This window comes from Curtobacterium sp. MCBA15_009, from assembly GCF_001864895.1.
Taxonomy (GTDB): Bacteria; Actinomycetota; Actinomycetes; order Actinomycetales; family Microbacteriaceae; genus Curtobacterium.
This window is the reverse complement of the sequence record NZ_MJGO01000012.1, coordinates 186,216-206,811: the sequence shown is the minus strand read 5'-3', so window position 1 is coordinate 206,811 and position 20,596 is coordinate 186,216. Positions and strand designations below refer to the sequence as shown.

At 73.0% G+C, this 20,596-nt stretch carries 21 protein-coding genes; 10 read left to right on the top strand and 11 right to left on the bottom strand.

Translation table 11 applies throughout. From position 1 onward, the window contains the following. Positions 1 to 24: 24 nt before the first annotated feature. Positions 25 to 885, top strand: coding sequence for an ADP-dependent NAD(P)H-hydrate dehydratase (locus tag BIU97_RS04885; RefSeq protein WP_071256502.1), 861 nt, complete (start codon positions 25 to 27; stop codon positions 883 to 885). Positions 886 to 1,030: 145 nt separating this feature from the next. Here BIU97_RS04885 and BIU97_RS04880 read toward each other — a convergent pair whose 3' ends face one another. From BIU97_RS04880 to BIU97_RS04870, 3 genes are all read right to left on the bottom strand, one after another. Continuing rightward, positions 1,031 to 1,942: an oxidoreductase gene (locus tag BIU97_RS04880; RefSeq protein WP_071256127.1), complete on the bottom strand. Its 912-nt coding sequence runs from the start codon at positions 1,940 to 1,942 to the stop codon at positions 1,031 to 1,033. Between the two features lie 201 nt (positions 1,943 to 2,143). Beyond that, the gene (locus tag BIU97_RS04875) at positions 2,144 to 2,755 is read right to left on the bottom strand and encodes an Ltp family lipoprotein (RefSeq protein WP_071256122.1); all 612 of its coding nucleotides are present in this window, start codon (positions 2,753 to 2,755) and stop codon (positions 2,144 to 2,146) included. Between the two features lie 486 nt (positions 2,756 to 3,241). Beyond that, on the bottom strand, positions 3,242 to 3,952 hold the full coding sequence (locus BIU97_RS04870; protein WP_071256111.1) for a YceI family protein: 711 nt from the start codon (positions 3,950 to 3,952) through the stop codon (positions 3,242 to 3,244). A gap of 63 nt (positions 3,953 to 4,015) precedes the next feature. Between BIU97_RS04870 and BIU97_RS04865 the strand changes: the two genes are divergently transcribed. Both BIU97_RS04865 and BIU97_RS04860 read left to right on the top strand, forming a co-directional pair. Further along, on the top strand, positions 4,016 to 5,347 hold the full coding sequence (locus BIU97_RS04865; RefSeq protein WP_071256109.1) for a glycosyltransferase 87 family protein: 1,332 nt from the start codon (positions 4,016 to 4,018) through the stop codon (positions 5,345 to 5,347). A 56-nt stretch (positions 5,348 to 5,403) separates the two neighbouring features. Beyond that, positions 5,404 to 5,712 carry a thiamine-binding protein gene (locus tag BIU97_RS04860; RefSeq protein ID WP_071297167.1) on the top strand — a complete coding sequence of 103 codons (309 nt, stop codon included), beginning with the start codon at positions 5,404 to 5,406 and terminating at the stop codon, positions 5,710 to 5,712. Positions 5,713 to 5,743: 31 nt separating this feature from the next. Here BIU97_RS04860 and BIU97_RS04855 read toward each other — a convergent pair whose 3' ends face one another. Beyond that, positions 5,744 to 5,941 carry a hypothetical protein gene (locus BIU97_RS04855; protein WP_071256073.1) on the bottom strand — a complete coding sequence of 66 codons (198 nt, stop codon included), beginning with the start codon at positions 5,939 to 5,941 and terminating at the stop codon, positions 5,744 to 5,746. 128 nt (positions 5,942 to 6,069) lie between these two features. On the opposite strand from BIU97_RS04855, the gene BIU97_RS04850 reads away from it, so the two are divergent. Next, the gene (locus BIU97_RS04850; protein WP_071256072.1) at positions 6,070 to 6,255 is read left to right on the top strand and encodes a hypothetical protein; all 186 of its coding nucleotides are present in this window, start codon (positions 6,070 to 6,072) and stop codon (positions 6,253 to 6,255) included. Between the two features lie 219 nt (positions 6,256 to 6,474). Beyond that, the gene (locus BIU97_RS04845; RefSeq protein WP_071256066.1) at positions 6,475 to 7,734 is read left to right on the top strand and encodes an MFS transporter; all 1,260 of its coding nucleotides are present in this window, start codon (positions 6,475 to 6,477) and stop codon (positions 7,732 to 7,734) included. Between the two features lie 412 nt (positions 7,735 to 8,146). Here the strand turns inward: BIU97_RS04845 and BIU97_RS04840 are convergent, their stop codons facing one another. The 6 genes from BIU97_RS04840 to BIU97_RS04815 all read right to left on the bottom strand — a co-directional run bounded on the left by BIU97_RS04840 (position 8,147) and on the right by BIU97_RS04815 (position 15,703). Next, positions 8,147 to 8,818 carry a response regulator transcription factor gene (locus tag BIU97_RS04840; RefSeq protein ID WP_058726372.1) on the bottom strand — a complete coding sequence of 224 codons (672 nt, stop codon included), beginning with the start codon at positions 8,816 to 8,818 and terminating at the stop codon, positions 8,147 to 8,149. Positions 8,819 to 8,900: 82 nt separating this feature from the next. Further along, positions 8,901 to 10,223, bottom strand: a complete 1,323-nt coding sequence (locus BIU97_RS04835) for a hypothetical protein (protein WP_083404633.1) — start codon at positions 10,221 to 10,223, stop codon at positions 8,901 to 8,903. Continuing rightward, positions 10,220 to 11,374, bottom strand: a complete 1,155-nt coding sequence (locus BIU97_RS04830) for a sensor histidine kinase (protein ID WP_071256065.1) — start codon at positions 11,372 to 11,374, stop codon at positions 10,220 to 10,222. The genes BIU97_RS04835 and BIU97_RS04830 overlap by 4 nt, the downstream gene beginning before the upstream one ends. 179 nt (positions 11,375 to 11,553) lie before the next feature. Next, positions 11,554 to 12,756, bottom strand: a complete 1,203-nt coding sequence (gene metX / locus BIU97_RS04825) for a homoserine O-acetyltransferase MetX (RefSeq protein ID WP_071256045.1) — start codon at positions 12,754 to 12,756, stop codon at positions 11,554 to 11,556. Between the two features lie 269 nt (positions 12,757 to 13,025). Next, entirely contained in the window at positions 13,026 to 14,357 is a 1,332-nt protein-coding gene (locus BIU97_RS04820) for a bifunctional o-acetylhomoserine/o-acetylserine sulfhydrylase (RefSeq protein ID WP_071256039.1), read from the bottom strand. Positions 14,358 to 14,614: 257 nt separating this feature from the next. After that, on the bottom strand, positions 14,615 to 15,703 hold the full coding sequence (locus BIU97_RS04815; protein WP_071256037.1) for an acyltransferase family protein: 1,089 nt from the start codon (positions 15,701 to 15,703) through the stop codon (positions 14,615 to 14,617). Between the two features lie 139 nt (positions 15,704 to 15,842). Here BIU97_RS04815 and BIU97_RS04810 point away from each other — a divergent pair, with 139 nt between their 5' ends. The 5 genes from BIU97_RS04810 (at position 15,843) to BIU97_RS04790 (ending at position 19,361) form a co-directional block, all read left to right on the top strand. Then, the gene (locus tag BIU97_RS04810; RefSeq protein WP_071256034.1) at positions 15,843 to 16,619 is read left to right on the top strand and encodes an SDR family oxidoreductase; all 777 of its coding nucleotides are present in this window, start codon (positions 15,843 to 15,845) and stop codon (positions 16,617 to 16,619) included. Positions 16,620 to 16,809: 190 nt separating this feature from the next. Further along, positions 16,810 to 17,343 (top strand): phosphoribosyltransferase, encoded by a 534-nt coding sequence (locus BIU97_RS04805; RefSeq protein WP_175472127.1) that lies wholly within the window; start codon positions 16,810 to 16,812, stop codon positions 17,341 to 17,343. Next, positions 17,340 to 18,059: a Type 1 glutamine amidotransferase-like domain-containing protein gene (locus tag BIU97_RS04800; RefSeq protein ID WP_071256032.1), complete on the top strand. Its 720-nt coding sequence runs from the start codon at positions 17,340 to 17,342 to the stop codon at positions 18,057 to 18,059. The genes BIU97_RS04805 and BIU97_RS04800 overlap by 4 nt, the downstream gene beginning before the upstream one ends. 5 nt (positions 18,060 to 18,064) lie before the next feature. Beyond that, the gene (locus BIU97_RS04795) at positions 18,065 to 18,748 is read left to right on the top strand and encodes a uracil-DNA glycosylase (protein WP_071297166.1); all 684 of its coding nucleotides are present in this window, start codon (positions 18,065 to 18,067) and stop codon (positions 18,746 to 18,748) included. Positions 18,749 to 18,758: 10 nt separating this feature from the next. Beyond that, positions 18,759 to 19,361, top strand: a complete 603-nt coding sequence (locus tag BIU97_RS04790; protein ID WP_071256026.1) for a GNAT family N-acetyltransferase — start codon at positions 18,759 to 18,761, stop codon at positions 19,359 to 19,361. A 391-nt stretch (positions 19,362 to 19,752) separates the two neighbouring features. On the opposite strand, the gene BIU97_RS04785 is transcribed toward BIU97_RS04790, so the two are convergent. Next, entirely contained in the window at positions 19,753 to 20,451 is a 699-nt protein-coding gene (locus BIU97_RS04785) for a FadR/GntR family transcriptional regulator (RefSeq protein WP_071256494.1), read from the bottom strand. Positions 20,452 to 20,596: the final 145 nt, after the last annotated feature.

Below are 20,596 nucleotides of genomic sequence, written 5' to 3'. Positions count from 1 at the left end.
GCGCTCCACCGTAACGTGGGCGCGGTGAACGACTTCGTGCCCGTCCGTCCGTCCGATGCCGCCGCGTGGGTCACCGCGCCGACCGGGGAGTCCACCAAGTACCGCCGCGGGGTGCTCGGCGTGGCGACGGGCTCGGACCGGTACCCCGGCGCCGCGGTGCTGGGCGTCGACGCCGCCGTGCACACCGGCGTCGGCATGGTCCGCTACGTCGGACCCGACCGCGCGTCCGACCACGTGCTCACCCGCCGCCCGGAGAGCGTCGTCGGCGTCGGCCGCGTGCAGGCCTGGCTGGTGGGCTCCGGGATCTCGGCCGGGTCCCTCGGCGAACTCGACCCGGCGACCGCCGACGCCTTCGGTCACGCGTCCGACGACGGTGTCCCGGTGGTCGTCGACGCCGGCGCGATCCCGCTCGTCGACCTCGGGCCGCTCGCCGTGCTGACCCCGCACGCGGGCGAGGCCGCGACGCTGCTCGGCGCCTCCCGCGAGTCCGTCGAGGCCGACCCCCCCGCCGCGGCGCTCCGTGCCGCCGAGCAGACCGGCAGCGTCGTGCTCCTCAAGGGCGAGCGGACCCACGTGGTCACCCCGGACGGTTCCGTGCGCCTGGTCGCCTCGTCGGCGACGCCGTGGCTCGCGGCCGCCGGCGCCGGGGACGTGCTCGGCGGGGTGGTCGGTGCGCTCGTCGCCGCGCGGCAGGGTGCGGCGGAGGCGTCCGGCTCGTCGCTGACGCCGTCCGACCTCGCCCACCTGGCGGCCTCCGCCGCGGTGGTGCACGGCCTGGCCGCACGGCGGGCGTCCGGCGGGGGACCCTTCCCGATGACGGCACTCGTCGCGGCGCTGCCGGGCGTCGTCCGCGACCTCGTGGTCGACGGCGACGCACGCGGGTAGCGCTCCGCCCGCGCCGGCGAGCGCGCCGGTGCGTGCCCTGGACGTCCGCACCGACGGACGGGAGGCACGGCGCCCGCTGGCACCAGCCTCCCGTCCGTCCGTCCGTCCCCGGTCACGTCACGGGCGTGACGCGCGCGACCGACGCTCAGCCGGGCCCGTCGCTCGCGGCGGCGAGCAGCGGCACGACGACGTCGCCGATCGGGGTGGGCAGGCCGTACCGGCGGGCGCGGCGGCGCAGGACGTCGTTCCGCACCGACCACTCCAGGGGCCGGCCGGCCTCGCGGTCCGTCAGGATCGACGTGCCCGCGTCGGCCGGGGAGTCGCGGAAGCCCTGCAGGATCCGTCCGGGCTCGTCGTCGTCGAGCACTGCCCCGTCGGCGCGGGCGACCGCCGCGGCCTCGGCGAGGTAGGCCAGCGTCAGCGCGCCGACGTCGTCACGGGCGTACATGCCCGACCGGCGGCCGGTCAGGACCATGAGCCCGGCCGCCGCGTTCTGCAGCAGCTTCCGCCAGGCGAGTGTCCGGAAGTCGTCGGCGGCCTCGACGGTGCAGCGCGTGCCCGCGAGCGCTGCCTGCACGGTGTCGACGCCCGCGGTGCCGCGCGGCAGCGTCAGCCGGGGTGTGGCCCGGAGCTCCACCGAACCGTCCGGGCGGGTCCGGGCGGGGAACCAGACGACGGCCGGCACGACGCGGCCGCGCGGCACGAGCGGCGCGACCGTCGACACCTGTTCGATGCCGTTCTGCAGGACGCAGACCACGGTGTCCGGACCGCACAGTGCCGCCAGCCAGGGTGCGGCCGCCCGGTTCTGCGTCGCCTTCACCGCGAGGAACACCACGTCGGCGGTCGGGGTCGGTGCGACGGGGTCGGTGTGCACCGGACCGGGCACGGTCACCTCGGTGCCGCCCAGGTCGACGACGAGCTCCGCGCGTGCCGTCCGCCCGGCGAGGAAGGGCGTCCGACCGGCCTCGTGCAGCACCGCCGCGACGGTGGCACCGATCGCGCCCGGCCCGACGACGGCGACGGCGGCTTCGACGGTCTGTGGAGCGGTCTCGTCCATGCCGACGAGGCTACGACCTCGCCCGTGCCGCGCGCTCGTGAGGGGCGCGGCTCCGCCTGTTCCTCGTCGAGGTCGCCATTCGAAGGGCGTCTGTCCGGCTCCGACAGGTGCGCGCGGCGGCGCCATCGTCCGTCACGAGCCCCGACGAGGAACGCCCCGCCCCTCGGTGGAGGGGCGGGGCGTTCCAGGACGCTGGGACGATCAGTCGTCGAGGTGCGCGACCGCGTAGTCCGCTTCCGACTGGGTGAACTTGTCGGCGACGTCACTGGTGAGCTGGTCCCGGATCGCTTCCGGGGACATGCTCATGGTCGTTTGGTAGTCCTTCGCCGTGGCGAGCGCGTTCGCGTTCCAGTCAGCGTCGACGTGGTCGACTGCGTACGCCGCGGCCTCGTCGGAGAACTTGTCCGCGACGTCCGACGTCAACTGTGCCCGGATGCCTTCCTTCGACATGTGCATGATCTCGGAGTAGCTCTGCGCCGAGTTCAGCGCGGACGTGTACTCGGCCGGGACGTCAGCGGCCGCCTGGCTCTCCGACGTTTCCTCGGACGGCTCCTCGGACGGCTCCTCCGTGGGGGCGGCGGCAGGTTCTGACGCGGCATCCTCGGTCGCGACCGGTGCCGACGTCTCGAGCGACTTCGACACCGAGTCGACCGCGGCCGCGTAGATCGAAGCGGTCGCGATGCCGACGATGAGCGCGAGACCGCCGATGATCGTCCCGGCGATGGCGAGGCCGCGCGTGCGGTTCTTCTGCACGAGTCCGACGATGCCGAGAACGACCGCGACGAGGCCGAGGAAGATCGACACGAAGTTCACGAACGGGATGGCACATCCGACGATCGCGACGATGCCGACGATCAGGGCGGTGAGACCCAGGCGCGTAGGGCGCTTGCTGGAAGTCGGTCATCGGGTTCCCCTGTTCAGACTGCGGACCGGCTGAGCATGTGAGCAGCGTTCACATCGTCGCGACCCGCAACCGGGGGCATTCCGGCTGTCGCCCCTGCTTCGACGTCGTCATGACGCCACTCCGACCGGCGGCTCGCCTCCCGACTGCCGGCTGACCAAGTGACCAGGGGCGTCTCGCACTGCTCGGGTCGGGCGGGGACGCGGACCGCCTCCGGCAGGGGCCACCGGCGAACCGGGCGTCCGCGGATCCGGGGGAGCGGGACCGCTGACCGGCGCCGGAGACGGGTCACGTGCCGTCGACGCGACCACCCGGCGGACGGCAGGCCCGGTGCCAGCTGGCGCCGGGCCTCCCGTCCGCCGGTGCGCACGGCACGGACGTGCGGTGCGTCGCGGACGTCAGTTCGCGGGGGTGGCGTGCACCAGGAACTCGACCGCGCCCGAGTCGTCGACCGTGACGAAGCCGAGGCTCGGGGCCTGCACGTCGAAGTCGGAGAAGGTGACCGGGATCGATCCGGAGATGTCGACGCCGTCGCCGTTCAGACCGATCTGGAGCTCCGCGGTGACGTCCTTCGTGACGCCGTGCATCGTCAGCTCGCCGGAAGCGCGGACCGTCTTGGTGTCCGAACCGCTCGGCACCGCGTCGGCGACGGGCTCGGTGAGCGTGAAGGTCGCCTCCGGGAAGGCGGAGGTGTCCAGGGCCGAGTCGCGGAAGTACGAGTCGCGCTGGTCGGAGTCCGTGGCGATGTCGGCGACCTGCACCGTGATCGTCGCCTTCGTGATGGACGTGCCGTCGACGGTGGCGCTGCCCGAGACGCTGTCGGTGCGGCCGGTGACCGTCACGTCCGAGCCGTTGAGGACCTCGTGGACGCGGTAGCCGGCCTCGGAGTCGCCGCCGACGGTCCACGCCCCGGACAGGTCCGCTGTGTCGAGGGTGGAGGCCTGACGGCTGGCCGCGACGGACGGGGCGGCCGAGGCCTTCGCGTTCTCGCTGTTCGTGTACACCTTCGTGCCGACGACCACGCCGACGACGGCGAGGACGACGACGGCGGCGACGACGGAGATCCAGATGACGGCCTTGCGGCGCTTGCGCGGGGTGTCGGTGGTCACGGGCAGAACGGTGACACGTCATGGTTGGGGGAACCTGTGGATCCCGGCCGCTACGCTCGTCCGGTGCAGAGGACGCGGTGGATCGAGCTCGGGGGCTTCGTGGCCGCGTTCGCCCTCGTGCACGCCGTGCTGTGGTGGCTCACCTGGACGTCGGCGAACCTGCCCCTCGGGGACGTCACCATCACCTACCGACGGTGGATCGAGACCGGCCACTCGGCCCACTTCTGGGTCGGGATCGACGGCGAGTGGGTCTACCCGATCCTGGCGATCGTGCCGATGGCCGCCGCCGCGCTCGGTGGCACCCCCTCGATCGCCACGGGCTGGATGCTGCTCATGGTGCTGCTCGACGCGGTGGCGTGCGCGTTCCTGTGGCGCTTCCGGGTGGGCGTGCCGATGCGCTCCCGGCCGGTCGGTCGCGCGGCGCCCGGTGTCCGCGTCGTCTGGTGGTGGCTCGTCTTCCTGCTCGCGCTCGGGCCGATCGCGCTCGGCCGCATCGACACGGTCGCGACCGTGCTCGCGCTGATCGGCGTCGCGTTCGTCGTCACACGGCCGGCCGTCGCCTCCGCGCTCTTCACCGCCGGGGCCTGGACGAAGGTCTGGCCCGCCGCCCTGGTCGTCGTCCTGCTCCTGCTGCGCCGCGGACACCGCGGGCCGGTGCTCAGCGGCGCCCTCGTGGTCACCGGGCTCATCGTGCTCGTGGACGTGCTGTGGGGTGGCGCGCCGTACCTGCTGTCCTTCGTGACCGAGCAGACCGGCCGCGGGTTGCAGATCGAGGCTCCGCTCGCGACCCCCTTCCTGTGGGCGGCCGCCGCCGGGGAGCCCGGCGCCGCCGTGTTCTACGACCAGGACATCCTGACCTTCGGCGTCTCCGGAGCCGGTACCCACCTGGCCGCGGCGGTGTCGACACCGCTGATGGCCGTCGTCGTCCTCGCCGGCGTCGCGCTCGCGCTCTGGGCAGCGCACCGCGGCGCGCGACGGGTCGAGCTCGCGCCGGTGCTCGCGCTGCTGTTCGTCGCCGCGCTCATCGCGACGAACAAGGTCGGTTCGCCGCAGTACATCGGCTGGTTCGCCGTGCCGGTCGTCTGGGGGCTGGTGGCCGGATCGCCGAGCGCGCGGCGGTTCGTGCCGGTGGCGATCGCCGCGCTGCCGACCGCCGTGCTGACGCAGCTCGTCTACCCGGGCTTCTACGACCAGGTGCTCACGCTGCAGCCCTGGATCCTCGTGGTGCTCACGGTGCGGAACGCCCTCGAGGTCGCGGCGCTCGTCTGGGCCGTGGTCGTGCTCGTGCGGATGGGACTGCGCGGCCCCGACGTGGCTATGGTGCCGGGGCGCCGCGTCGGAGCGCGTGGGTCGGGCGCGGTCGACGCGCGGGGGGACGGCTCGCTCGCGGGATGACGGCGCCCACGCGGCGACGGCGCGCGTGCCGACGGTCGGCGGGGCAGGATGGGCGCATGATCGTCGCCTTCTCCGTCGCTCCCTCCGGTGGGCCCGCTGCACAGTCGGACGGCTCCGTGCACGACGCCGTCGCTGCCGCCGTCCGCATCGTCCGCGAGAGTGGCCTGCCGAACCGGACCTCGTCGATGTTCACCGAGCTCGAGGGGGAGTGGGACGCGGTCATGGACGTCGTCAAGCGTGCCACCGAGGCCGTCGGGCAGTACGGCACACGGGTGTCCCTCGTGCTGAAGGCCGACATCCGGCCGGGTCACACCGGCGAGATCGACGGCAAGCTCGACCGGCTCGAGGCAGCACTCGGCGAGTAGCCCCGCACGCGCGGCGTCCGGTGGTCGTCGGTCAGCGCCGGCCGCGGCGACGTTCCGGGATCGCGCGGCGGCGGCCCTGCCGCCCGGCCACCAGGAGCACCACGAGCGTCACGACGACCACGACGGCGACGACGCCGACCACGAGCATGCCGATCGGGTCCGTCCGGTCCTCGCAGTTCGCCGGCGCGCCTGTCGTGCACGAAGCGAGCACGGTCATGGTCGTGTGCATGCCGTCATCCAACCGCAGGCCGGACCGCGACACGCCGACGGAGGCCCGCCGGATGTCAGGGGTCGGGTGTCTCATGGGCGCATCGGGTCACGACGGGTGGCCCGCCCCGAGACGACGAGGAGCGCGTGATGATGCACGACGGCTGGTGCCCCGACTGCGACCTTCGGACGGTCGTCATCGACACGGACGAGACCGGCGAGAACGCCTGGGCGACGTGCGCCGAGTGCGGCACCGGGTGGGTGCACCGCGACGAGCTACCCGAGCTGCGGTCCGCGTCGAGCGCCCCCGCCGAGCAGGACCGTCGCGCGGCCTGACCGCGTCGGTGGTGATGATCGGCCACCGGACTTCCGATCGGTGGTTGGAGCGGTCTACACTGCTCGGACCGGTCGGTCCCTGACCGGGCCACCCCGTTCGCTGCTGAACCCGGACCGGATCCACGTCCCGCACGTGACCGCGCAGCCCGATCGGCGGCGCGGAGCACCCGGACAGCGGACCCCGGACCGTCCAGCTCCGCCCGCTCGAGAACAGGCTCCATGACCACCCTCACGCCGGCGCGCCGCACCCTCGCCCTCGTCTCGCTCGCCCTCGGTGGCTTCGCCATCGGTTCGACCGAGTTCGTCGCCATGGGCCTGCTGCCGAACATCGCGCAGGCGCTCCTGCCCCAGCAGTACGGTGCGGACCCCGACGCCGGCATCGCGCAGGCCGGCTGGCTCGTCAGCGCCTACGCGCTCGGGGTCGTCGTCGGTGCCCCGACCATCGCCGCGGTGTCCGCTCGGTTCCCGCGCAAGGGCCTGATCCTCGTGCTCCTCGTCGGCTTCGTGCTGGCGACGGTTGCCAGCGCCCTGCTGCCGTCGTTCGGCCTGGTGCTCGTCGCCCGCTTCGTCGCCGGGCTGCCGCACGGGGCCTACTTCGGCATCGCGTCCATCGTCGCGGGCGACATGATGGGGCCGGGCAAGCGCGGCAAGGGCATCGCGATGGTGCTGCTCGGCCTCAGCGTCGCGAACGTCGTCGGCGTCCCGGCCATCACGTGGGTCGGGCAGGTCGCCGGGTGGCGCGTCGCCTACGCGGTGGTCGCGGCCCTGTTCGCGCTCACCTTCCTCGCGGTGGCGGCGTTCGTGCCGACGAGCCCCCGCGACGAGCACGCGACGATCGGCCGCGAGCTCAGCGCCTTCCGCGTGCCCCAGGTGTGGATCGTGATGGGCCTCGGAGCGGTCGGCTTCGGCGGGTTCTTCGCCGTCTACTCGTACATCTCGCCGCTGGTGCAGAACGTCACCGGCATGCCGGAGTCCTTCGTGCCGGTCGTCCTCGTGCTCGTCGGCCTCGGCATGGTCGTCGGAGGGGTCCTCGGCGGCCACCTCGCCGACCACAGCGTCAAGCGCACGATCTACGTCGGCATGTTCGCCCTCATCGGCGCGCTGCTCTTCACAGTCCTGACCGCGCAGTGGGTCTGGGGTGTCCTCGCCGGGGCCTTCCTGCTCGGTGCGACCTCGTCGGCGATCCCGCCCGCGGTGCAGTCCCGCCTGATGGACGTCGCCGGGGACGCCCGCACGATCGCCGCGGCACTCAACCACTCGGCGTTCAACATCGGCAACTCGATCGGCGCCGCCCTCGGTGGAGCGGTCATCGCCGCCGGCTTCGGCTTCCTCGCGCCGGGCTGGCTCGGCATCGGCCTCGCGCTGCTCGGTGTCGTCGTCACGATGATCAGCTACGCCGTCGAGCGGCGGACCACCCGTCGCGCCTCGCTGCGGAAGGCGTCGACCGGCCCGATCACGGCGCCGGTCCCGACCGTCTGAGGCGCCTCGCCGGGTGCGGTCGGCTGCGTCGAGTGAGCAGAAGACGTCGGGTGTGGGGGCGGGACCCGACGTCTTGTGCTCACTCGGCGCGGGGACGGTGCGTCTGACGGGCGGGAGGCACGGGGCGGGGCCGACCCCTGCCTCCCGTCCGTCGTGTGGCGCCGCAGGTCGCGCATGGTGAGCAGAAGAGGTCGGGTTCGAACGCCGGACCTGACCTTTCCTGCTCACGAAGCGTGCATGCGTCGCGTCTGACGGGCGGGAGGCTCGTGGCGGGGCCGCCTCGTGCCTCCCGTGGGTCGTGTGGTGCGGCAGGCTGCGCATGGTGAGCAGAAAAGGTCGAATCCGGATGCCGGACCCGACCTCTTCTGCTCACGAAGCGAACGCCGCGCCGAGCGCGCCGCGCCTCGCGCCCCTACAGCCCCAGCGGGCTGCCGTCCTGCACGATGATGCCGTCGGTGATGGCGCGCTTCCGCAGCGCGACCTTCGTGCCGACGTCGAAGCCGGCGACACGGTACTTCTCGCGGATGCGCTTGAGGTAGCTCTTGGCGGTCTCCTCCGAGATGCCGAGCTGGTACGCGACGCTCTTCACCGGTTCGCCGCCGCCGTAGAGGGCCATGACGCGACGCTCCTGTGCGCTGAGCTTCGGTACGCCGCCGACGTCGCCGCTGTTGATCGCCAGGTCGAGCTCGGCGGAGACGTACTGCTCGCCGCGCTGGGCCGAGCGGATCGCCTCGACGATCATGTCGGCGTCCTCGCTCTTCACCAGGTAGCCGAGTGCGCCGGAGGCCAGGGCCTCGCGCACGACGTTCGGCTCGGAGTAGGTGCTCATCACGACGGTCTTCACGCCGGCGGTCTTGAGCGTCGAGATCTTCAGCGACACCGGGATGGAGTCCTTGAGGTCCAGGTCGAGCAGCACCACGTCCACCGGGAACGCCGGGCTGGTGAGCAGCTCCGGCCAGGTGGTGACCGCGGCGACCAGGGTGATGTCGTCGGCTGCGCTGCGGATCCACTCGGTGAGGGCCCCGAGGAGCATCCTGTGGTCGTCGACGAGTGCGAGTCGGATGGGTTCCTCTGGAGTCGCCATGCTGGCGTCCTTTCTCGGGGGCTGTACGAGTCGATCCTAGGAGGAGCGCGTACCGGGCACGGGCAGGTCGGACGGGTGTCCGCTACATGGACGGATGTCGGCTGACGACGCAGTGCACGACGATGTGCAGCACGCTCTCGCGGACCGTCGCGGTGTACGGGCCGATGCGTTCCAGGGCGCTCCAGGCGGTCGGGCCGAGGCGACGGCGCTGCACGCCGCGCGAGTCGATCACGACGGGCACGTCCATCGTCTCGTCGCTGACCGGGTGGCCGTCGGAGCCGACGGGGCCGAGCGTGACCGAGACGACGGGCATGCCGGGCTGCGCGGTCCGGCCGTCGCCCACCATCTGCCAGATCGCCTGCAGCAGACCGTCGCGCTGCGCGGGGGACAGGTGCCCGGCGAGGGCTGCCGGGTCGGCGACGCTCACCGAGCGGCCGAGGTGGTCGGACTCGGTGATGGCGTGGTAGAGCCAGGTCTCGCGGCGGCCCTCGATGAGGTGCAGGCGGAGCTCGGTGGCGAGCGAGGCGGCGACGGAGCTCGAGGCGTCGGACAGCGGCAGCGGGTCGGTGCCGTTCGCGACGGCGTCGAGGAGCTTCTCGGCGGCCAGGTCGAGGCGGGCGAGCTCGTCCGAGGCGAGCATGCCGACGGCGAACTGCGGCGCCTGCACGTTGCTCTGCACGAGCACGCGGTCGAGTTCGCGCTGCACGAACTGGCGGAAGCGGTGCACCACGTGCAGGGAGATCGCCGGCGGCGCGACCACGAGCGCCAGGAGCGTCACGATCCCGGGCAGGGTCTCGGGCGTGATGGGCGTCGACAGCGCCGCCATGACGACGAACGCGACGCCGAGGACGGCGATGGCCGCAGCGACCTCGCGGGCGGGCCGCAGTGTCGTGATGGGCAGCAGCGCGAACCCCGCGGCGACCGAGGCCGAAGCGGTGGCCGCGATGTCGTGTTCGGCCCACACGGCGGCGAAGTCGAGGGTCACCACACCGGCCAGGACCACGCAGATGAGCGCGAAGGCCGGTCCGGTGAGCCGTTCGCCGTAGGTCAGGACGCTGAGCCCCACCCCGACGGCCGCCAGGACGTAGAGCCCCCACGCGGCGGTCGTCAGCCACGGGTTGGCCGCGTCCGGCCAGCGCGCCAGGAAGAACGCGATGCCGGCGACCGCCTCGATGGCGGTGAGGATCGCGGCGCCGAGGCCGAGGTAGCCAGCACCGAGCGAGGCGCCGGGCTTCGCAGCCTGGCGGAGCGACCGTGCGCCGGTGGACGTCGACGGGAGGCCACGGGCCTGCCGGCGCTCGCTCGAACGGGTGCGTTCGCGGGCCTCACGGCGGGTGCGCGGCGCGGACGACGTGATCTCGCCGGGCAGGCCGCGGCCGATGGTGTCCTCGGGGACCCGGGTCATCGCGGTGCCTCCAGGACGACGGTGGTGCCGGAACCCGGCGCCGAGAAGAGCTTGGCGTCCCCGCCGACCTCGCGCAAGCGGCTCACGACGCTCTCCTTGAAGCCGAGGCGTTCCGCGCTGACGTGGGTGAGGTCGAACCCGACGCCGGAGTCGGTCACCATGGCGCGCACCATCTCGTTGTCGTGCACGATCGTGACGTGCGCCTCGCCGACGCCGGCGTGCCGACGGACGTTCTCGAGGCACTCGCCGAGGGCCAGCAGGAAGGCGTCGAGGACGTTCGACGGCAGGAGCACCTGGCCGGTGCCGTGCCAGCTCACCTCGAGGCCCATCCGGCCGAAGCGCTGCTTGACCGACTCGAGGGTCTGCCCGAGGGGCGACTCTTCCTCGCGTGTGAGCGAGTAGTCGCCGGACTGCGACGGCTGCGGGGTCGCGCCGAGTCGCAGGTGGCGCAGGAGCCGGGCGTCCTCGGCGGCCTGCTCGCGCATGGCCTGCTCCGAGACGCCGACGCCGGAGTGCGCGAGGAGGGTCAGGGTCGCCAGCACGGTGTCGTGCAGCAGGCGGGCACCCTGGCGACGCTGCGCCTCGGTCTCGCTCGCCTGTCGCTCGGCGCGGTGAGCGTTGCCGATGCTGTAGATGCGGCGGGCCACCCGGGGGATGCTCCGGGCGATCCAGACGGCGACCACCGCGATGAGGATCCAGACCAGGACGGCGACGCCGACCGGCGTCGACAGCGGGTCGCCCGTCGCCCAGACCATGAGGGCGACGACACCGGCCCCGGCGGCGACGGTGATGCCGAGCCCGACGGGCTTGCCGCGCTGCGCCATGAGCGGTGCGGCCATCCCGCCGGCGAGCGGCACGAGGGCGCTGGCGATGATCGGTCGGGTGTCCGCGTCGACGCCGGTGAACAGCACCGTCATCGCGGCGAGCCCCGCGAGCAGTGCGGCGGCGGTCCACCACTCGCTGCCGCTGCGACCGAAGACGACGAGGGCGGCGACCATCGCGGCGATGCACAGGAGCGCGACGACGAACGGCAGCGGGGGGACCGCGAGTGCCGAGGCGACGCCGACGATGCTCACGAGCGCGCAGACGATGCCCACGACACGGGTCGTCGACCGTAGCAAACGGTCGCGTTCCTGTGCGATGAGTTCCATCGGTGTCCTGGTTGGTGACGTTCTGGTGTGGCAGGGAAAGCGAGCGTCGGTCAGCCGAGCTCTCCGCCATCATTCCACGGGAGGCACCCGTTGGGGGGTGTTCGGCGCGCCCGGTCGTGTCGGATGGCTGCCGGATCGTTACGGCGCGTCACTTGACCGCCCCACGCGAGCCCCGGACGTCAGCTGTCGAACAGCCGACGCAGGTGGTCCCCGACCTGCTCGTGCTCGATGAGGAACCCGTCGTGCCCGTACTCGCTCTCGATGACCGCGGCGTCGTCCCCGTCGAGCGTGTCGGGCACCCCGGCGGCGATCCGGTGCTGGTCCTCGAGGGGGAACAGCCGGTCGCTCGAGACCCCGAGCACGAGCGTCCGAGCGGTGATCCGCCCGAGCGCCGCCGACACGCCACCGCGGCCGGCCCCGACGTCGTGCGAGTCCATCGCCTGCGTCAGGGTCACGTAGCTCGACGCGTCGAAGCGGCGGGTGAACTTGTTGCCGTGGAAGTCGAGGTAGCTCTCCACCGAGAACCGGCCGTCGTCGCCGAGCGGGGAGACGTCGCTCTGCCAGGACCGCGCGAACCGGCCGTTCAGCTCGTCCGGTGCCCGGTAGGTCATGAGCGCCATCCGACGGGCCAGCGCCAGCCCGCGGTGCGGGCCTTCGCCGGCGTGCGCCTCGTAGTAGTCCCCGCCGGCGAAGCCCGGGTCCATCTGGATGGCCGCACGCTGCAGCGAGTTCGCCGCGATCTGGTCCGCGGTGGTCTGCGCCGTGGTGGCGAGGACCGCCAGCCGCTCGACGCGCTCCGGGTGGGTCGCCGCGAGCTCGAGGGCGTGCATGCCGCCCATCGACCCGCCGACGACCGCCGCGAACACGTCGATGCCGAGCCGGTCGGCGAGCTGCACCTGCACGGCGACCTGGTCGCGGATCGTGACGAAGGGGAAGCGCGAGCCCCACTCCGCCCCGGACGGCGACACCGAGGACGGCCCCGTCGTGCCCTGGCAGCCCCCGAGCATGTTCGGCACGAGCACGAACCACCGGTCGGTGTCGATCGCGCGCCCCGGCCCGACGACGTCGCCCCACCAGCCGGCGGTGCGGTGCCCGGGGCCGGCCTCGCCGGTGACGTGCGAGTCGCCCGTCATCGCGTGGAACAGGAGCACGGCGTTGTCGCGCGCAGCGTTGAGGGTGCCCCACGACTCGTAGGCCACGCGGACGGACGGCAACCGTCCGCCACGAACCCACTGCTCGCCGAGCGGTTCGAACGCCCGCTCGCCGGGGTGGTCGCCCGGCCGCCAGGCCCCGGTCACGGGCGGCCCGCCGAGGGTGCCGAGTTCGGAGCCGGGCACCAGGGTGGACGGCACGGAGTCCTCGGGGGTCGTCTGCCAGTCCATGGTGCGTCCAGTCTGCCGGGAGGCACGGCTCGCCGCCGCCGTGTTACGTCGCGCCCGTCCTGTGGTCGGGTCCGCGGCCGCGCTCGCGTTGTGCTGCTCGGGTGTCTGTGGGTCGGTGTGTGGGTGGGTGCGACATCGTCGACGTCGTACGACATCCAGGAAGTCGCACCGCCCCGTCGGCAACCGTCGCACGGGCGGGTAGACGACAAGGTCGACGTCGTGCGACGTCGACCTTGTCGTTCCGAGTCGATGCCCGGGGGGGGCGAGCGCTACGCCCGCTGCCCCTGCTGCGCGACCGCGCGTGCCGCGGCGAGCCCCGCCTCGAGGTCCGCCTTCAGGTCCTCGACGTTCTCGATGCCGACCGACAGGCGCACCAGGCCCGGCGTCACACCCGTCGTCAGCTGCTGCTCGGGCGTGAGCTGCGAGTGCGTGGTCGACGCCGGGTGGATGACGAGCGAGCGCACGTCACCGATGTTCGCCAGGTGCGAGAACAGGCGCAGGTTGTCCACGAACGCCTTTCCGGCGGGCACGCCGCCCTTCAGCTCGAACGACAGCACCGCACCGACGCCCTTCGGCGCGTAGCGGTTCGCGGCGGCGTACCAGGGCGACGTCGGCAGCCCGGCGTAGGCGACCGTGGCGACGTCGGGGTGCTGGTCGAGCCACTCGGCGACCTCCTGCGCGTTCGACACGTGCCGCTCGATGCGGAGGGACAGCGTCTCGATGCCCTGCAGCAGCGCGAACGCGGTGTCCGCCGAGTTCGAGGCGCCGAGGTCGCGGAGCAGCTGCACGCGGGCCTTCACGATGTAGGCGAGCTCGTTGCCGACCGCCTCGGCGAAGACCGCGCCGTGGTACGACGGGTCGGGCGTGTTGAACTCCGGGAACCGGTCCGCGTGCTGCGACCAGGGGAACCGGCCGCTGTCGACGATGATCCCGCCGATGACGGTGCCGTGGCCGCCCAGGAACTTCGTCGCGGAGTGCACGACGACGTCGGCCCCGTGCTCGAACGGGCGGATGAGGTACGGCGTCGCGATCGTGTTGTCGACGATGAGCGGCACGCCGGACTCGTGGGCGACGTCGCTGACGCCCGTGATGTCGAGCACGTTGATGCGCGGGTTGCCGATGGTCTCGGCGAAGAACAGCTTCGTGTTCGGGCGGACGGCGCGCCGCCACTCCTCGAGGTCGTCCTGGTCCTCGACGAAGGTCGTCTCGATGCCGAGCTTCGCGAGCGTGTACTTGAACAGGTTGTACGTGCCGCCGTAGATCGACGACGACGACACGATGTGGTCACCGGCGCCCGCGATGTTGAGCACCGCGTACGTCTCGGCCGCCTGGCCGCTCGACACGAGCAGGGCGCCGGACCCGCCCTCGAGCGCGGCGATGCGCTGCTCGACGACGTCGTTCGTCGGGTTCATGATCCGGGAGTAGATGTTGCCCGGCTTCGCCAACGCGAACAGGTCGCGGGCCTCGTCCGAGTTCGCGAACACGTACGACGTCGTCTTGTAGATCGGCGTCGCCCGGGCCCCCGTGGTCGGGTCGGGCTGCGCACCCGCGTGCACCTGCGTGGTCTCGAACCGCCACTGCTCGGCGTCGTGCTCGGTCATCTCGGTGCTCCTGTCCGGTGCGGGTGGTGGGGTTCGGGTCGCGGTGCGTCCGGCCGGGAGGCACGGTGCGGCGCTGCGACGGAGGCCACGGTACGCAGGTGGTCGCGCCGGTACCAGCGCGACCGCCTCGCGACGTAACGCGCGCACCGGGGGTGACCCGTGCCTCCAGGCCGGGCCAGGACGGTGCCTGCGGCTGACGGCGGCGACCACGGGGACCGGTCCGGGAGCGCGGCGGGACGGCTGCTCGCGCGGGGACGTCACGCGTCGCGGCGGAACAACCAGTCGACCCGGGGCTCGAGCAGCCAGCGCATGCCGCGCCGCACGAACGGCTGCGCGAGGAACAGGGTCACCGCGCAGGCGATGACGACCATCAGGAGCACGTAGGGCCAGGCCGAGTGCTCCCCGGCGAGCACGCCGGACTCGCGGATCGGGTAGAGCACGAACGTGTGCAGCAGGTACACGTACATCGTGGCGGCGCCGAAACGCGTGATCCACACCGTCCGCCTGGGGATGAGCAGCAGGAACGACGCGGTGAGCAGCGTCGCGAGCAGCATCAGGCCGAAGCGCACGCCGCCCGCCCACCAGGCGTCCTCGCCGAGACCCGAGTACGAGTCGTCGTAGAAGAACCAGTGGTGCAGGTCGAACTGCTTGAACTGCGGGATCCAGATCGCACACGACACCGCCCACGCCGCGAAGACCGCCGCGGCGGCGATCCGCACCCGCACGACGGTGCGGCGCGGTGCCTCGTACCAGCGGTCGAACACGCCCCACTGCTTGACCTGCCAGCCGAGCAGGAAGAACGGCAGCAGGCTGATCGCGCGGGACAGCGACAGCGTGGAGTCGACGTTGTCGAAGTAGCCGACACCGATGCTGAACACGACCGCCCAGAACAGCGGCCACCGCAGCTGCGCCAGGTACGGCAGGATCAGCTTGAAGATCCCCAGGGCCAACAGGAACCACAGGGTCCAGGTCGGCTTCGTCGGGTTGAAGTCCTTCCCGCCCTCGACGATGCCCTGCACCACGGTCCAGATCGTCTGCATGATGATGTACGGCACGACGATGTCGGTGATCGTCCGGCGCATCCGCTTGGCGGTCGGGGTGTCCGCCGACGAGAAGTACCCGCTGATCACGCCGAACGCGGGCATGTGGAACGCGTAGATGAACGTGTACAGCGCCAGGGCGTGTTCGCTCGCCGGCGTCTGCCGCTGGATCGCGTGGCCGATGACCACGAGCGTGACCGCGACGAACCGCGCGGTGTCCCACATCGGGATACGGCGCGGTGCCCGGCCGGGTTCGAGCTTCGTCGCCGGGGCCGAGGGAGCGGGGGGAGCGGCGTCCGTCGTCATCCCGGGTCACGTTACCGGACCGTGACCTTCCCGGTCCGGGTGCGGACGCGGGTCGTGTCGCTCGGGTGGGCCGGGTCGGTGTGGTGCCCGTGGTGCTGCTCGGTACGGTGGACGTCCACCCACCCAGGAGGCAGATCACATGGCAGCACGACGCGCAGTCGTCACCGGAGCGAGCTCGGGCATCGGGGCGGCCACCGTCCGGCTGTTCCGGTCGCGGGGGTGGGACGTCCTCGCGGTCGCCCGCCGCGCCGAGAAGCTCGAGGCGCTCGCCGCGTCCACCGGTGCCGACGTCCTGGTCGCCGACATCACGAGCGCGTCCGACGTCGAGGCGCTCGCCGCCCGCGTCGGGGAGCTCGGGGGAGCGGACGTGCTCGTCAACAACGCCGGCGGTGCGTTCGGGTCCGCGTCGGTCGAGGAGTCCGACGTCGAGGACTGGCGCGCCATGTTCGAGGTCAACGTGATCGGCACGAAGCGCGTCGTCGCAGCGCTGCTGCCGCACCTGCGGGAGCGGGCGCGCGCCGGCGGGGGTGCGGACATCGTCACCGTGACGAGCACCGCGGGCTTCGTGGCGTACGAGAACGGCGGCGGCTACAACGCGGCGAAGTTCGCCGAGCACGCCCTCGTCGGCGCGCTCCGGCTCGAGCTGAACGGCGAACCGATCCGCGTGGTCGAGGTCGCCCCCGGCCTGGTGAAGACCGACGAGTTCGCGCTCACCCGCTTCCGCGGCGACGCCGAGAAGGCCGCTGCGGTCTACGACGACGTGCCGGGTCCGCTCGTGGCCGAGGACGTCGCCGAGGCGATCGTGCACGCGGTGGAACTGCCGGCGCACGTCAACCTCGACCTGGTCACGATCCGGCCGGTCGCCCAGTCCGCGCAGCACAAGCTCGCCCGGGGCACGCTGGCGCCGAAGGGCTGACGCACCCGGTCCGGGCCGCTGATCGCTGCTCGGCCACTGGCCGCTGACCGCTGCTCGGCCACTGGCCGCTGACCGCTGCTCGGCCACTGGCCGCTGATCGCTGCTCGGCCACTGGCCGCCCTGCCGCGCGCAGCGCCCGGGGTCCGGTCGCGGGTCGCGGGCGCGGGGTCGGTGCCGGTACCGTTGTCGGATGCCGATCAGCAGCGAGCCCGGGCCCACGGCACCGGCTCAGTCGACCGTGACCGTGACGAGCGGGCCCGAGGTGCTCGGATGGCTGGAGTTCGGCGACGCCGCCCGCCTGCTGGCGAAGGACGTGCTGTCCTCCGGCTTCGAGCCCGAGGTCGTCGTGGCGGTCGCCCGCGGCGGCCTCATCATCGCCGGCGCCGTGGCCTACGCGCTCGGCACCAAGGAGTGCGGCTCGATCAACGTCGAGTTCTACACCGACGTCGAGCAGCGGCTGGACGAACCGGTCGTGCTCGCGCCGGCGCTCGACGCGCCGAGCCTCGCCGGCAAGCGCGTCCTGGTCGTCGACGACGTCTCCGACTCCGGCCGGACCCTGCGCCTGGTCGTCGACATCATCCGCGACGCTGGGGCCGACGTCCGCAGCGCCTGCCTGTACTCGAAGCCCGGCACCGTGCTCGAACCCGACCACGTGTGGCGTCGGGTCGACGGCTGGATCACGTTCCCCTGGAGCGCCCTCGCACCGGTGACGGCCGAGTCGTGAGCATCCACCTCGTCGGCGGCGGTCCCTTCGCCGCCTCGGACGCCGCCGCCCCGTTCCTCGCCGAGGCCACCGCGCGCTCGGCCGCCGTGGGGCGCACCGTCCCGCGCATCGCACTGCTCTCGGTCTGCCGCGCGGACGGCACCAGCCCGTCGTCCACCGCGGACATCGCCGAGGTCCTGGGCGGCGCACGCGCCGCCGAGGTCGTCACCACCGAGGTCGCGTCCGGTCAGGCCTTCGACACCACGGTCCTGAGCGACGTCGACGCCCTCGTGGTCGCCGGCGGGCTCACGCCCGACTACCTGGCCGCCGTCGCGCCGCTCGTCGACCAGGTCCGCCTGCTCGTCGCCGACGGCCTGCCGTACCTCGGCTACTCGGCGGGCGCGATGATCGCGGCCGACCGAGCCCTGGTCGGCGGCTGGCGCATCGGCGGCGTCGAGGTCTGCCCCGAGGGCGCCTCGGAGGGCCTCGACGAGGTCGAGCTCCGCGAAGGACTCGGACTCGTCGACCTGACGATCGACGTGCACGCGGTCCAGGCGGGCACGCTCGCCCGGCTCGTCGCCAGCGCGGAGGCCGAGTTCGTCACCGCCGGCCTGGCCATCGACGAGGACACCGCCCTGGTCGTCGGCGAGGGCGCCCTCGAGGTCCGCGGCACCGGCAGCGTCTGGCGAGTCGTCGCCGGCGACGAGTCGGTGGCCGTCGCGACCATGGGCGCGTAGCCGCCGTGGAGCCGCGGCCCCTCGCCGAGCTCGTCGACCCCGGCTGGGCCACCGCGCTCGGCCCCGTCGAGGACGACGTCCACCGCATGGGCGACTGGCTCCGCGACGAGCACGCGGCCGGCCGGCAGACCCTGCCCGCCGGCGGCGACGTCCTCCGTGCCTTCACCGCCCCGTTCGACGCCGTCAAGGTCCTGGTCGTCGGCCAGGACCCGTACCCGACGCCCGGGCACCCGATCGGCCTGTCCTTCGCCGTCGACCCCGCGGTGCGGCCCGTGCCGCGCAGCCTGGCGAACGTCTACCGCGAGCTCGAGTCCGACCTCGGCGTGACCCCGCCGCCGCACGGGGACCTGCGGGCCTGGGCCGACCAGGGCGTCCTGCTGCTCAACCGTGTGCTCACCGTCCGGGCGGGCGAGGCCGGCAGTCACCGCGGCAAGGGCTGGGAGGCCGTCACCGACCAGGCCGTGCGTGCCCTGGTCGGCCGGGGCAAGCCGCTCGTCGCCGTCCTCTGGGGCGCCCAGGCGGCATCCGTCCGCCCGCTGCTCGGCGACACCCCGGTGGTGGCGTCGGCCCACCCGAGCCCGCTCAGCGCCTCGCGGGGGTTCTTCGGCAGCCGACCGTTCTCGCAGGTGAACACGCTGCTCGAGGAACAGGGCGCGACGCCCGTCGACTGGTCCCTGCCCGCTCAGTAGGCTCGACGTCGTGCTCGAGGAGGAATACCAGCGACGGCGTGTCCTGCCGCGACACCTGCGTGCTCCGGCACCGACCGAGACCGCCTTCACCTACCGCATCCGTGCGGCCGAGCCCGGCGACCTGCCCCACGTGCGCGAGATCCACGCGCACTACGTCCGCAACTCGTCGGTGACCTTCGACCCGTCGGTGCTGACCTTCGCCGGCTGGAAGCAGCGCTACGACGAGATCCGCCGCCGGGCGCTGCCGTTCCTGGTGGCGGAGAACCCCGCCGGTCAGATCCTCGGCTACGCCCTGGTCGACCCGTGGAACCCCCGCGACCGCTCGAACCGCGTCGTCGAGGACTCGATCTACCTCGGGGCGGCCTCCGGCGGCAAGGGCCTCGGCCGGGCGCTCATGGAGGCCCTGCTCGACGAGTGCCGCTCGGCGGGGGTGCGCGAGGTGGTGGCGGTCATCGCGGACCGGCAGGCCGAGGCGTCGATCCGGTTGCACGAGCGGCTCGGCTTCGAGGAGGTCGGCCGGATGGGCAAGGTCGGCTACAAGTACGACCGCTGGCTCGGCACCGTGACGATGCGCCTGCGCCTGCGCGGCCCCCGGCTCTTCGCGCGGCGGTAGGGGGCGGGCGGCGCGGGATTGTTCCGCGCGGAGGGGGTCGTTCCGCGCGGAGGAGGTCGTTCCGCGCGTAGGAGGGTGTTCCGCGCGGAACAGCCCCGCGCGTACGAGGTCGTTTCGCGCGTAGGAGGGTCTTCCGCGCGTAACAGCCCCGCGCGTAGGAGGTCGTTTCGCGCGTAGGAGGGTCTTCCGCGCGTAGGAAGCCCGTCGTTCCGCCCTCCGACGCGCGATCTCGCTTCCCATGCCACGCGCGATGGGACGAACCGTGCGCGCACCGGCGCCCGCCAGCCCCGGCAGCTGACAGCGACGGCGCCCGATAGTCCCGATACCCCCGACCACCCCGGCCCCTCAACCCCGGCCGGCCGCAGCCCCGGCTCCCTCAGCCCCGGCTCCCTCAGCCCCGCGGGGCCTCCGCCGTGAACTCGTCGTGGGTGACCTGCACGAGTGCAGTCATCGCGGCCGACGCAGCGGCCCCGTCGCCCGCGACGACCGCACGCCCGACGGCCTCGTGCCGGATCGCCGCCGAGCGCGTCCACCGGGTGATGGTGTCCCGCGACTCCGAGGTGCGGGTGCGCAGCAGGGCCTCGACGGTGCCGGCGAAGTGGGCGAACACGGCGTTGCCGGAGCCGGTGAGCAGTGCCCGGTGGAAGCGGACGTCGGCCTCGAGGTAGGCGCGGCTGTCCTCCGCGGCGCAGGCGGCGAGCATGTCCTGCGCCGCGTCGAGGACGTCCGTGCCGCCGGGGCCGGTGGCGGTGAGCGACGCCGCGACGGGCTCCACGCCGAGTCGGAGTTCGAGGAGCTCCCGCTGTTGCACGAAGTACGCCGGCGATGCGCCGCGCCAGCGGATGACGGTCGGCGCGAGCAGTTCCCACGACGTGGTCCCGAGCACCTGCGTCCCGACGCGTTGCCGTGGTTCGACGAGGCCGAGCGACTGCAGGACCCGGAGCGCCTCACGGACGACGGACCGCGACACGCCGAACTCGTCCGCGACGTGCTCGGGCCGCAGAACGGTGCCGGGCGCGAGGTCGCCGTCGACGATGCGCTGCCCGATGGTGTCGAGCACGTGGGCGTGGAGACCGCGGGCGGGGGGCATGGGACCTCCGGACGGGATGGGCTGGACGGACGCGACCAGCACGGTGCGGAACGCGATCCTCATCGAAACGGCATACTGCGACGCACAGCGGGAGGCGCGCGGCAGATCGCCGTGTAGTCTGATTAATCAGATTATTGCGGGCGGG

What these genes read in the sequence shown, in the direction of transcription:
- BIU97_RS04880 (WP_071256127.1), bottom strand. Translation starts at nt 1,942, where the DNA reads ATGGACGAGACCGCTCCACAGACCGTCGAAGCCGCCGTCGCCGTCGTC.
- BIU97_RS04860 (WP_071297167.1), top strand. Translation starts at nt 5,404, where the DNA reads ATGATCGTCGCCTTCTCCGTCGCTCCCTCCGGTGGGCCCGCTGCACAG.
- BIU97_RS04855 (WP_071256073.1), bottom strand. Translation starts at nt 5,941, where the DNA reads ATGCACACGACCATGACCGTGCTCGCTTCGTGCACGACAGGCGCGCCG.
- BIU97_RS04850 (WP_071256072.1), top strand. Translation starts at nt 6,070, where the DNA reads ATGATGCACGACGGCTGGTGCCCCGACTGCGACCTTCGGACGGTCGTC.
- BIU97_RS04845 (WP_071256066.1), top strand. Translation starts at nt 6,475, where the DNA reads ATGACCACCCTCACGCCGGCGCGCCGCACCCTCGCCCTCGTCTCGCTC.
- BIU97_RS04840 (WP_058726372.1), bottom strand. Translation starts at nt 8,818, where the DNA reads ATGGCGACTCCAGAGGAACCCATCCGACTCGCACTCGTCGACGACCAC.
- BIU97_RS04835 (WP_083404633.1), bottom strand. Translation starts at nt 10,223, where the DNA reads ATGACCCGGGTCCCCGAGGACACCATCGGCCGCGGCCTGCCCGGCGAG.
- BIU97_RS04830 (WP_071256065.1), bottom strand. Translation starts at nt 11,374, where the DNA reads ATGGAACTCATCGCACAGGAACGCGACCGTTTGCTACGGTCGACGACC.
- metX (WP_071256045.1), bottom strand. Translation starts at nt 12,756, where the DNA reads ATGGACTGGCAGACGACCCCCGAGGACTCCGTGCCGTCCACCCTGGTG.
- BIU97_RS04820 (WP_071256039.1), bottom strand. Translation starts at nt 14,357, where the DNA reads ATGACCGAGCACGACGCCGAGCAGTGGCGGTTCGAGACCACGCAGGTG.
- BIU97_RS04815 (WP_071256037.1), bottom strand. Translation starts at nt 15,703, where the DNA reads ATGACGACGGACGCCGCTCCCCCCGCTCCCTCGGCCCCGGCGACGAAG.
- BIU97_RS04810 (WP_071256034.1), top strand. Translation starts at nt 15,843, where the DNA reads ATGGCAGCACGACGCGCAGTCGTCACCGGAGCGAGCTCGGGCATCGGG.
- BIU97_RS04805 (WP_175472127.1), top strand. Translation starts at nt 16,810, where the DNA reads ATGCCGATCAGCAGCGAGCCCGGGCCCACGGCACCGGCTCAGTCGACC.
- BIU97_RS04785 (WP_071256494.1), bottom strand. Translation starts at nt 20,451, where the DNA reads ATGCCCCCCGCCCGCGGTCTCCACGCCCACGTGCTCGACACCATCGGG.